This window comes from Romboutsia sp. 13368 (assembly GCF_018336475.1).
Lineage (GTDB): Bacteria > Bacillota > Clostridia > Peptostreptococcales > Peptostreptococcaceae > Romboutsia.
The window spans coordinates 532,316-537,400 of sequence record NZ_CP048741.1 but is presented as its reverse complement, the minus strand read 5'-3'; the positions used below and the strand labels follow the sequence as shown (position 1 = coordinate 537,400).

Genomic DNA, 5,085 nt, shown 5'->3' with positions numbered 1-5,085 from the left:
AAAGATAATGGCTCAATCAAATAAATCTGACATAATATTAAAAATTCAAGAATTAACTTTTGCTTGTGTAGATTTAAACTTATATTTAGATAATCATCCTGATGACATGTGTGCTGTAAACATGTATAATAATTTTTCAAAACAATTAAATGAAGTTATACGTAATTATGAATGTAAATATGGGCCTTTAACTAATTTTGGATATGGTAAAAGTAATTGTCCTTGGCAATGGATCGAAGAACCATGGCCTTGGGATAATAAGTTTTATAACTAAAATATGATAATAAATTATAAAATTTTTATAGGAGGAATCAATATATGTGGGTTTATCAAAAAACATTAGAATATCCGGTTAATTTAAAAAATTCAGACCCTAATATGGCTAAGCTTATATTAACTCAATTAGGAGGACCTAATGGTGAATTAGCTGCAGCTATTAGATATCTTCAACAAAGATACACTATGCCAACTGGTAAATCAAGAGCTTTACTAACTGATATAGGTACAGAAGAAATGGCTCATGTTGAAATAATTTCTACTATGTTATATCAATTAACTGAAAATGCAACTCCAGATGAGCTAAAAGCAGCTGGACTTGGACCAAAATATGCAGTTTGGGGACATGGTATATTCCCTTCTGACCCAAATGGAGTTCCTTGGACTGCAGCATATATAAATGTTTTCGGTGACTCAGTTACTAATTTACATGAAGATATGGCTGCTGAACAAAAAGCTTTAGCAACATATTATCAACTTATAAACTTAACAGATGATGTTGATATAATAAATGTTTTAAGATTCTTAGGGGAAAGAGAAATTGTTCATTATCAAAGATTTGGGGAAGCTTTAATGGACGTTTATGACTTTACTGAAAGTAAACACGTATTTTAAATTTTAGTTTTCATAGCAACGTATACTAATATACGTTGCTTTTTATTTACTATATTTTGAGTTTAATAAATTTTATTGCTTGATTAAATACTTATAAAATCTAGCTTATATTAAACAGTCTAATTTATATATTAGATAATACTCTTACCTTTATATCTTCATTTAAATTACTAAATGTAGATATATTATCTATATCTTCAATTAAAAATACTTGCAAGTATTCACTTAGCACTTTCAAAGCTGCATATTCTACTCTATTATAAAAATAATAGCTAAGATTCTTAATATATTTTAAATAACACTTATTCATTCTCACTTCTGCATATATAGAATTTGCAGATTCTCTAGATGATTTAAATAATTCTTTCAGCCTCATATATGCACACTGCTCATCTTTTGTTGTATAAAAGCTAGATAATATTTCGTCTAAAGCTTGTTCAATATTTAAAAGAGCTTTTGTATTTATAAATAAATCTATATAATATGATTCTCTACTGTATTTAAATTGATAGAAATCTGTTATTACATTCATAATATTACTCCTTATCTTTTGTTATTATAATATTTATTATTTTCAATATATGCCCTTATTTATACACTATAAAAAAGTCTTTTATAAATAAATATTTATNNNNGTTAGACTTTAGTACTTACAATAATCATATTTAACTATCACAACGAGTTAATTATTCCTTATATTAGTATAGGTAAGTATAAATTAAGTAAGTATGATATAATAAAAATATAATCAGCAGATAAAAGGARATGAATATTTTGTTAATAATCTTAGTATACATATTAAAAAGGAATACTATATTTTTTTATAGAATATAAATCTTTAAATAAGTACTTATTATACTATTTGGAGGGATATAATGAATCTATTACCTATACCTTGGATGAAACAAAAGCTAGAAAATATATATGATATCACTTTATATGGTAATTTATATTTAATTTATAATGATAAAAATAATATTAATTATAATATTGATGCTAATTTTTTAAATAATTTACTATACAACTATAATATTTTAATTGATGATTATAACCCTTTGTATATATACTTACCACTTGAGTTAAATGAACAACTATACAAATTAATAATTTTATTCAAATCTCTCTATAAAGATAATGTGTATATAATATTAGGTGGATATAAACATAATTATTTAAATCTAAATGAATTAGATTGTTTAGCTAATTTATGTAGTATTTATAAAGATTTAGATTCCCTTATAAATTATGCATACTTAATTGATAATAATAAAGCTTATGAAATATTTACATCATTGTCAGATACTCAAAAGATATATATTAATCCACTATCATCATGTACTATATCTGGAATAACTCTAAATTATCATCACAATCACTTAAATACTAATAATATCAATCATATCTCATTTGTTAATTTAATGGATGATACTTGTAATGAAAATTTTGTTGATTATTATTTAAAAGGATTAACCAATAACAATAATAACTTTAATTATAATTTTTAGACTGCCTTGCAGTCTTTTCTTTTTTTATGATATTATATAAAGTTGTGATATATAAGTAAGTATAAAAGGAGGTTTTACTATGAAACTTATATTAGCAGAAAAACCCTCTGTAGCTAAAACCATAGCATCATTTTTAGGTGCTAAAACTAGATGTGATGGATACTTTGAAGGTAACGGGTATATAGTTACATATGCTGTTGGTCACTTAGTTGGATTATATGATATGAAAGATTATGATAAAGATAAATATTCTGGTTCTTGGAAGTTTAATAATTTTCCATTTATACCTCAAGATAAATTTAAATTTAAAGTAGATAGTTCTAAAAAAAAGCAATTCGATATTGTGAAAAAACTCTTACATAGAGATGATATAGAATATATAATAAATGCAACTGATAATGATAGAGAGGGAGAGCTTATCTCTTTTTTAATATTCTTACTAGCTAAAAATAAAAAGCCAGTAAAAAGGATTTTAGTCAATGAATGGACTCCTGAAGATATAACTCGTGGTCTTAATAACTTAAAAGATGATACTGATATGAGAAATTTACAGGCTGCTGGATATACTAGACTTATAACAGATTGGTTAATAGGAATAAATTTCACATCTGTCGCAACTTTAAAGTATGGTAATGGAAAATTACTTAATATTGGACGAGTTATACTTCCAACTGTTAAGTTAGTTTATGATAGAGATATGGAAATTTTAAATTTCATACCTAAAACTTATTATGAAATAGAAGGAAACTTTAACTCTAAAAATGGCCAGTATAAAGGTAAATATATAAAAGGAAAAGAAAGCAAATTTGATGATATAGAAGAAGTTAATAAAGTTATAGATAGTATAAATTCTAAAGAAGGTAAAATTATAGACAAAAAAGTTAGTATGTCTAAAGAATATGCACCTAAACTATTTAGTTTAACATCTCTTCAAGGATATATAACTTCTAAATACTCTAACTTTACATCTGATAAAGTATTAAGTGTATGTCAATCTCTTTATGAAGGTAGCGGAAAAGGTGGATATATAACTTATCCTAGAACTGATTCTATATACTTAGAGGAAAGCTTAACATCTAAAGTATCTCAAACATTAGATAAATTAAAGGTTGGCCTTGAATATGAAAATAAAATCAAATTTACTAAAACTAAAAGAGTTTTTGATTCCTCTAAAGTTGATAGCCATAGTGCCATAATACCAACTTATATAGTACCTACTAAATTAAATGCAGATGAACAAATAGTTTACAATGCTATAAAAGATAGATTTATTGCAAACTTTATGCCACCTGCTGAATATGAAAATACTGAAATTAAAACAGATGTAGATTCAAATATATTCTTAACTAAAGGTAAGGTCCTTAAGTCAAAAGGATATTTAGAAGTATATAATAAAGAAGAAAAAGATGATCTACTTCCAAGTGTAGATATTAACGATATAGTTGAAGTTTTAGAAATTAAACCTTTAACTAAACAAACAACTCCACCTAAACCTTATACAGAAGATACCTTACTTAAGGCTATGAAAAACTGTGGTAAAAATGTTTCAGATGATGATACTACAGTTTTATCTGGATATTCAATTGGAACATCTGCTACTCGTGCTGATGTATTAAAAAAGATATCTCAAGTTGGATATGTAGGTAAAAAAGGTAAATCTTATTTTATAACTGACTTAGGCAAAAACTTAGTTGAAATTTTCCCAGTTAAAGAATTATTTGACGTTGACTACACAGGTAAACTTGAAAAAAGTTTAAGTGATATACAACGAGGTCAATTTACACGTAAAGAATATTTAAATAATATAATGACCTTTATAGTTAATAATGTTGAACTTATAAAAAAAGATATTCCTAAAAATATAAGTACTGAAAACTATATATATAATCCTAAAACTAAGAAATTTTCTAAAGAATCAAATATTAAATCTAAGTCTAATACATCTAAAGAAACTAAATCTACTAAAGTTAAAGATGGAAATGATTCTTTAGGAAAATGTCCTATATGCCAAGGTGATGTTGTAGAAATAGAAAAAGGATTTATATGTAAAAACTATAAAGAATGTAAATTTGGAATTTGGAAAAATGATAAATTCCTAGAATACTATAAGAAAAAGCCTAACAAAACTATGGTTAAAAGTATATTAAAAAATGGTTCTGCTAAGGTAAAATCTCTTACATCAAAACAAGGCAATAAATTTGATGCAGTATTAAAATATTCTAAAAAAGAAAATGGATATTTTGGATGGGATATAGAAATGTAAGGTTGCTAATTTTAGCAACCTTAAAATTTATCATTAAAAGTTTCATCAATTTTCGTTCTTGCCATTTTTATAATTTCAGAAAGATTATATCCCTTTAATTTACATCCACACTTAGGACAATAATCTAACTTTTTAGATACTAAAGCTCTACAACTAGGTTCTGGACATCTCACTTTTTCATTAACTTCATATACTCTAAGTCCACATCTTGGGCATATAGTTCCAGGACGTGATGAGACATCCTTTCCACATCTTGGACATTTAGTCATAATATATCCCTCCCAAATAATAAAACACCTCTACATAATAATATGCATTAAACCTATTATAAAGTTCACACATATTTACATTAAGAGGTGCTTTCTTATTACACTTAATATATCAATATACATATTATATTAAAGTATTTAAATATATTCAAGTTAA

The 5,085-nt window shown here is 25.2% G+C and carries 6 protein-coding genes; 4 read left to right on the top strand and 2 right to left on the bottom strand.

Translation table 11 applies throughout. The annotated features are described in order from the left end of the window. Together G3997_RS02310 and G3997_RS02305 are read left to right on the top strand one after the other, a co-directional pair. Positions 1–274, top strand: a 274-nt coding sequence (locus tag G3997_RS02310; RefSeq protein WP_442971208.1) for a spore coat protein CotJB, incomplete at its 5' end; no start/stop codon positions are given. A 44-nt stretch (positions 275–318) separates the two neighbouring features. Continuing rightward, positions 319–891, top strand: a complete 573-nt coding sequence (locus G3997_RS02305; RefSeq protein ID WP_296647458.1) for a manganese catalase family protein — start codon at positions 319–321, stop codon at positions 889–891. 124 nt (positions 892–1,015) lie between these two features. Here G3997_RS02305 and G3997_RS02300 read toward each other — a convergent pair whose 3' ends face one another. Further along, a complete protein-coding gene (locus G3997_RS02300) occupies positions 1,016–1,423 on the bottom strand; it encodes a hypothetical protein (RefSeq protein WP_296647454.1) in 408 nt (135 codons plus the stop codon). Between the two features lie 343 nt (positions 1,424–1,766). On the opposite strand from G3997_RS02300, the gene G3997_RS02295 reads away from it, so the two are divergent. Continuing rightward, positions 1,767–2,396: a hypothetical protein gene (locus G3997_RS02295; protein WP_296647450.1), complete on the top strand. Its 630-nt coding sequence runs from the start codon at positions 1,767–1,769 to the stop codon at positions 2,394–2,396. 79 nt (positions 2,397–2,475) lie between these two features. Further along, a complete protein-coding gene (locus tag G3997_RS02290) occupies positions 2,476–4,659 on the top strand; it encodes a DNA topoisomerase (protein WP_296647445.1) in 2,184 nt (727 codons plus the stop codon). 20 nt (positions 4,660–4,679) lie between these two features. Here the strand turns inward: G3997_RS02290 and G3997_RS02285 are convergent, their stop codons facing one another. Then, positions 4,680–4,928 carry a zinc ribbon domain-containing protein gene (locus G3997_RS02285; RefSeq protein WP_296647442.1) on the bottom strand — a complete coding sequence of 83 codons (249 nt, stop codon included), beginning with the start codon at positions 4,926–4,928 and terminating at the stop codon, positions 4,680–4,682. Positions 4,929–5,085: the final 157 nt, after the last annotated feature.